The 5,588-nt window shown below is 67.1% G+C and carries 8 protein-coding genes; 4 read left to right on the top strand and 4 right to left on the bottom strand.

Annotated elements, in window-relative coordinates:
* The 4 genes from ACT4N8_RS12555 to ACT4N8_RS12540 form a co-directional block, all read right to left on the bottom strand.
* Window positions 1–823, bottom strand: an 823-nt coding sequence (locus ACT4N8_RS12555) for a pirin family protein (RefSeq protein ID WP_444858466.1), incomplete at its 3' end; no start/stop codon positions are given.
* A gap of 90 nt (window positions 824–913) precedes the next feature.
* Complete coding sequence (locus ACT4N8_RS12550) at window positions 914–2,068, bottom strand: hypothetical protein (protein WP_444858465.1); 1,155 nt, start codon at window positions 2,066–2,068, stop codon at window positions 914–916.
* Window positions 2,069–2,241: 173 nt separating this feature from the next.
* The gene (locus ACT4N8_RS12545) at window positions 2,242–2,475 is read right to left on the bottom strand and encodes a hypothetical protein (protein WP_444858464.1); all 234 of its coding nucleotides are present in this window, start codon (window positions 2,473–2,475) and stop codon (window positions 2,242–2,244) included.
* The gene (locus tag ACT4N8_RS12540) at window positions 2,475–2,771 is read right to left on the bottom strand and encodes a BolA family protein (RefSeq protein ID WP_444858467.1); all 297 of its coding nucleotides are present in this window, start codon (window positions 2,769–2,771) and stop codon (window positions 2,475–2,477) included. Before ACT4N8_RS12540 ends, ACT4N8_RS12545 begins: the two co-directional genes overlap by 1 nt.
* Window positions 2,772–2,803: 32 nt before the next feature.
* Between ACT4N8_RS12540 and ACT4N8_RS12535 the strand changes: the two genes are divergently transcribed.
* The 4 genes from ACT4N8_RS12535 (at window position 2,804) to ACT4N8_RS12520 (ending at window position 5,407) form a co-directional block, all read left to right on the top strand.
* The gene (locus tag ACT4N8_RS12535) at window positions 2,804–3,391 is read left to right on the top strand and encodes a DnaJ domain-containing protein (RefSeq protein ID WP_444858463.1); all 588 of its coding nucleotides are present in this window, start codon (window positions 2,804–2,806) and stop codon (window positions 3,389–3,391) included.
* Between the two features lie 11 nt (window positions 3,392–3,402).
* On the top strand, window positions 3,403–4,416 hold the full coding sequence (gene cobS, locus ACT4N8_RS12530; RefSeq protein WP_444858462.1) for a cobaltochelatase subunit CobS: 1,014 nt from the start codon (window positions 3,403–3,405) through the stop codon (window positions 4,414–4,416).
* Between the two features lie 155 nt (window positions 4,417–4,571).
* Complete coding sequence (locus tag ACT4N8_RS12525) at window positions 4,572–4,943, top strand: hypothetical protein (RefSeq protein ID WP_444858461.1); 372 nt, start codon at window positions 4,572–4,574, stop codon at window positions 4,941–4,943.
* Window positions 4,940–5,407, top strand: a complete 468-nt coding sequence (locus ACT4N8_RS12520) for a hypothetical protein (RefSeq protein ID WP_444858460.1) — start codon at window positions 4,940–4,942, stop codon at window positions 5,405–5,407. The genes ACT4N8_RS12525 and ACT4N8_RS12520 overlap by 4 nt, the downstream gene beginning before the upstream one ends.
* Window positions 5,408–5,588: the final 181 nt, after the last annotated feature.

The following is a 5,588-nucleotide window of genomic DNA, read 5'->3' as shown; positions in this document are numbered from 1 at the left end:
GGCCGGCTTTCCAGTCCTCCTTGGCCTGGTTGATCCGGTCGCGGCGCGAGGAGACGAAGTTCCAGAAGACGTGGCGCGGCCCGTCGAGCGGCGCGCCGCCGCAGAGCATGATGTGGCCGCCCTGCTCCGAGCGCAGGGTCGCGGCGATGCCCGGGCGGAGCACATAGAGGGTCGAGCGCTCCAGCTTCACGCCGTCGAGGCTCGCCTCGCCCTCGGCGACATAGAGGCCGCGTTCCTCCGCCTCGGGATAGATCGGCATCGCGCCGCCGGGCTCGAGATGGATGTCGGCATAGATGGTATGGCTGTGGCAGGTGACCGGGGAGGTCTGGCCCCACAGGCGACCCATGACGATCCGGGCCGTGGCGCCCTCGCCTCCGACTACCGGCAGGTCGGCCTTGGCGACATGCTCGAAGGCCGGGTCGATCTCCTCCTTGTCCGAGGGGAGCGCCAGCCAGGTCTGGATGCCGCTGAGCTCCGGTCCCTCCGGGCGGACGGCGGTGGGCGAGCGCTCGCTGTGGGTGATGCCCTTGCCCGCCGTCATCAGGTTGACCGCGCCGGGCTCGATCGTGGCGAAGGTGCCCAGTGAATCGCGATGGTCGATCGCGCCGGCGAAGAGATAGGTGACGGTGGCCAGATTGATGTGCGGATGCGGCCGCACGTCGATGCCGTTGCCCGGCGCCAGCCGCGCCGGACCCATCTGTTCGACGAAGATTAACGGCCCGATCGTCGTCCGCTCCTTGTGCGGCAAGGTCCGGTGCACCTTGAACCCGCCGAGATCGTGGGTGGTGGGGAGCAGCGTCTGGAGGAAGGGATCGTCGGTCATCGCAGCATCCATATCGTCATTCGGGCGAAATTGAGAAGGTGTGCAATGCCCCGCACTGCGCAGCCATGTCCGGGGGACATGGCGACCTCCTCAATGGACTCCCGATCCGGCGCGGGGCGCGCGAAGCCACGACGGTTCATAGAGCTCCGCCATTCCGGCCGGCTCGGCTCCGCCCCCGTCCGGGCCGGCTCCGCTCCGCCCGCCGCCGGACTCCACCGCGCTGGCAGGAGGCAGGGCGTCACCGGCGGGCGGCTCGGAAGGTGCGGAAAGTCCGGAAAGTCCGGCTTCCCCGGCGGGAAAAATCTCCGCTTCCTTCGGCGCGTCCGCCTCCTCGTCCGCATCCTCGAACAGGGCCGATTCGCCGAGGCCGCCCGCGAAGCCGAAATGGCGGTCGCGGCGGGCGCAGGCGCGGCGGATCGCCTCGGCGCGCGCCTGCTCCTCTTCCTCCTCGGCCGCTGCAAGCGCCGACTCCTCCGCTTCGGTGAGCGTACGCCGGTAACCCTCCTCGCCCGGCACGCCGTCCTCGACGCCGTCGAAATCGGCCGGCGGCGGGAAGCTGGTCAGCCAGCCGCCATCCTCCTCCCAGACCTCTTCCCGGTCGTCGTCGTCATCATCATCATCATCATCATCATCATCGTCCTCGTCCGCCTCGTCCGCTTCGGCGTCCGCGGCCAGCCTTTCGTCCTGCTCGCGCTGCCAGAGGGGGCGAAGGTCTGGCGGCGGCAGGCCCTGCTCCATCGCCTCGACGAACGGCTCCCAATTGGCGGCGACGGCGTGGGCCTCGCCGGGTTCGTCGAGCAGATGCTCCGTCTTGCCAAGCAGATAAACGAGCAGGCGGTTGTCGTAGACCACCTCCTCGCTCTTCAGCTCGCCATGATAATAATGGCGCCTGACGGTGCCCTCGATGGCGCGCTCCCAGGCGATGGCGTGCAGCCGCCGCGCGCCGAACCGGCGGGCAGCCTCGCAGGCGAGATTGAACGAGGCCGCGTCGGCGCGGCGGCGCAGCCGGGCGATACTGCGCTCGGAGACGCCAATACGGGCAGCGGCGGCGCGGCCGACGCCGGTGTCGGCAAGCGCCTCGACATAGTCGCGCTGCTTCGCGGGGGTGAGGCCGTCATGGCGAAGGCGCACCGGCACCGGCTCGAAATCGAGCAGGCCGCCGGCATCCGCATCGGCCGGATTGTCGGGAGAGTCGGGCTCATCGGTTGCCGACTCGGGGGCGAAAGTGTTCTGGTTCTGTTCCATCCGGCAGGATGGATCACAAATGGGGGGTTGTAGGAAAGTGTTTTTTCTACGCGCCCGTCGCGCCTCACGCGATCGACGAAGCAGGGTTCACCCGAAGATCGCCAGGGCGCGAAGATAATAGGGACTGTCCCTATTTTCTCTATTTTGGGTCTGGAGGAAGGGATCGTCGGTCATCAGAACGGCAATGCATAAAGCCGAAACGCGGCGGGATACACGTTTCCTTCCGCGTCCGTCCGATCGACGACCGTAACAAGGTTGCCGGGCCTAAATTCCGGCTCGCAACCAATGTCCTCTGCCAAGGCGTTATCGAGGATAACCCACAGATTTGCGGCGATATGCTGTGCGGGCATCATCCCCCAGACATCCGTCCCTTCGTTGAGCAGGCGAACGCCGATGTCCATTTGCATCAGCTCTCTCCCGGCGCCGTCGCCCGGATCGCCAGCGCGTGGACCCGCTCTCGCATCAGGTCGCCCAGCGCGGCGTTGACGGCGCGCTGGCGCTGGAGGCGGGTCATGCCGGCGAAGCACTCCGCCTCGATCTCGACGGTGAAGTGCGATTCGCCGCTGCCGTCGTCGCCGGCATGGCCGCGATGCTTCGCCGAATCGTTGACGACGGCAAGACGGGTGGGATTCAGGGCGCGGCGCAGGCGCTTTTCGATTTCGTCGGCGACCGGGCCGGTGAAAGCAGCGTTCCTCCGGTCTATCTAATGAGGTTGAAGGAGAAAGGTGAGCGGGTTTGGCGAGCACGAGCAGGAAGCAGAGGTTTCACGGACGGGTCGAGGGGCACGAACAAAGTTGCACGCACCCGGGCTGCGCGGAGCCCGGCGAATTCCGCGCGCCCGGCGAGATCCGCCCCGGCTTCGACGGGCCGGGCGAGTGGCGCTGGCTCTGCCTCGACCATGTCCGCGAGTTCAACGCCCGCTATAACTGGTTCGACGTCATGACGGCGGACGAGATCAGCGCCGCGCAGACGCCTTATGGCGGCTGGGACCGCGAGACGCGCGCCTTCGCCTCCAACGGCGCCGACCGGCCGCCGCGCTGGGCCGATTTCGCCGACCCGCTCGACGCGATCGGCGCCCGCTTCCGGGCGAGCCGGCAGGAGGAGCGCAAGGACGGACGGCCCCTGAGCGAGAGCGACCGGCGGAATCTGCGCATCCTCGGCCTCGGCGTCGACGTCGACCGCCGCGCGCTCCGCACCCGCTACGCCGAGCTGCTGCGCCGCTACCACCCCGACCGCAACGGCGGCGACCGCGGCCACGAGAAAGCGTTGAGCCAAGTCATCGAAGCTTATACGGCGCTCAAGAGCAGGCCCGCTTTCGCCTGAATGGAACGGACATGGCAGACATTCCCAACGTGAATCCCGACAGCCGCGCCGCGCCCGTGCTGGACGCGCCCGACCCGATGAGGAAGGGGCGCGACCTGTTCGGGATCGACAGCGACCTGGAGCTCCCGGCCTTCTCCGAGGCCGACGAGCGCGTGCCGGACCTCGATCCGGCCTATGTCTTCGATCCGGACACGACGCTGGCGATCTGCGCGGGCTTCGCGAAGAACCGCCGGGTGATGGTCCAGGGCTATCACGGCACCGGCAAATCGACCCATATCGAGCAGGTCGCGGCGCGGCTGAACTGGCCGATGATCCGGATCAACCTCGACGCCCATATCAGCCGCATCGACCTGATCGGCCGCGACGCGATCGTGCTGCGCGAAGGCCAGCAGGTCACCGAGTTTCGCGAGGGGCTGCTGCCCTGGGCGCTGCAGACCCCGACCGCGCTCGTATTCGACGAATATGACGCGGGGCGGCCCGACGTGATGTTCGTGATCCAGCGCGTGCTCGAGACGGAGGGCAAGCTGACCCTGCTCGACCAGAACCGGGTGATCCGCCCGCATCCCTATTTCCGGCTGTTCGCGACGACCAACACGGTCGGGCTGGGCGACACGACCGGCCTCTATCACGGCACCCAGCAGATCAATCAGGGCCAGATGGACCGCTGGAACATCGTCGTGACGCTCAATTACCTCCCCGCCGAGACCGAGGCGCGGATCGTGCTCGCCAAGTCCGGCGAATACGACCATGAAGGCGGCCGCGCCGAGGTCGAGAAGATGATCAAGGTCGCCGAGCTGACCCGGGCGGGCTTCATCAACGGCGACATCTCGACCGTGATGAGCCCGCGCACCGTCATCTCCTGGGCCCAGAACGCGCTGATCTTCGACGATGTCGGCTTCGCCTTCCGGCTCACTTTCTTGAACAAATGCGACGAGGCGGAGCGGGCGACCGTCGCCGAATATTATCAGCGCGTCTTCGGCAAGGATTTGCCGGAAAGCGTGGTCGGCAGGGACCAGGCAAGTTAATTGACGTCCCTGCGAAGAAGTTTTGGCTCCTTTTCTGGCTAAACTTCTGTCCGCTCTTGTATTTCGTTGACGATCTTGCGGGCGAATGCTTAGCTCGCGTTCGTCAACGATGCCCGCGATTCGGATGAGCGGGCTCGCCTGAGGGCGGGGGCTCGATGCGGTGGATGCTGCCATTATCAGCGCTGACGCGCCTGGCCGCCTTCGCCGCGCTGGCCGTCAGTCTCGGCGCGTGCACGGTCGTGCACGTCCAAACCGACCAGGGTGTGCGCACGCGCTATTATCCGGGCATCGCCGTCATCCAGATCGCCCAAAGCGATGCCGTCCAGATCATCGAGGTCGAATCGATCGGCGCCACTGCACTCGGGAGCCACGCCAGTCTTGGCTGGAGCCGCAGCCAGTTCGCCTGGGTGCCGCCGGACCGGTGCCAGTTCATCGCCTGGCAGATGCGGGCCGGCCAGGCGGCGGCGCTGCAGGAGCTTTTTGGGCCGGAAACCGAAATTTGTGATCGTGAAGGGGGAGTGAGATGAAGACGAAGATTAAGAATGTGCTCGTGCCGGTCGGAGCGGTGCTGTCGCTGGGGGCATGCGTCGGGACGGAGCAGGGGATTCCGCTGGTCTTCGGGCGAACCCAGACGGTGGGAATTTCGGTCGCCGGCTCGGTCCCGGACCAGGGCGCGCACCTGACCATCGGGTTCACCGACCGCAACATCGCCGTCGTGCCGACCACCCAATCCAATGGCACCGCGATCCGGTCCCAAGCGACCGACGCCGACGGCCATCCATTCACCGATACCTTGTCGGTGCTCGGCCAGTTCTCCGCCAAAGCCCGGGGCGGCACCGAGGTGTCGGCCGGTCTCGGCACCTTCTTTTCCACCGGCCTTGCTGCGCGCAACTTGGCGGAGGGTTTCCGCGACAGGCTGAGGGGATTTGGGGATGCTGCCGAAGCGAACAGTGTGATCCCTCATCCCGATTCCAACGCGCTCGATGATTGATCCCGTCTTCCGGAGCCTGATTCGCGTGCTCCGAATGCGCTGAGGAGGCGATCATGGCGGGACTCGCCCGCGCAAAGGCCTGGCTGAAATCTCCGGTGCGGAGCCTTTTCCGGGCGTCCGGCCCGTCAGCGGCGTCGGTCCCGCCCGTGCCCCCCGTGCCCCCCGTGCCCCCCGTGCCCCC

Origin of the sequence: Sphingosinicella sp. (assembly GCF_052387495.1) — a bacterium.
Lineage (GTDB): Bacteria > Pseudomonadota > Alphaproteobacteria > Sphingomonadales > Sphingomonadaceae > Allosphingosinicella.
The sequence above is the reverse complement of the archived record's forward strand: the minus strand, read 5'-3'. Positions and strand labels throughout refer to the sequence as shown.

Bases quoted from the DNA above. Each gene is read 5' to 3' on its own strand.
- ACT4N8_RS12550 (WP_444858465.1), bottom strand. From the start codon at position 2,068: ATGGAACAGAACCAGAACACTTTCGCCCCCGAGTCGGCAACCGATGAG.
- ACT4N8_RS12520 (WP_444858460.1), top strand. From the start codon at position 4,940: ATGAAGACGAAGATTAAGAATGTGCTCGTGCCGGTCGGAGCGGTGCTG.
- ACT4N8_RS12525 (WP_444858461.1), top strand. From the start codon at position 4,572: ATGCGGTGGATGCTGCCATTATCAGCGCTGACGCGCCTGGCCGCCTTC.
- ACT4N8_RS12545 (WP_444858464.1), bottom strand. From the start codon at position 2,475: ATGCAAATGGACATCGGCGTTCGCCTGCTCAACGAAGGGACGGATGTC.
- cobS (WP_444858462.1), top strand. From the start codon at position 3,403: ATGGCAGACATTCCCAACGTGAATCCCGACAGCCGCGCCGCGCCCGTG.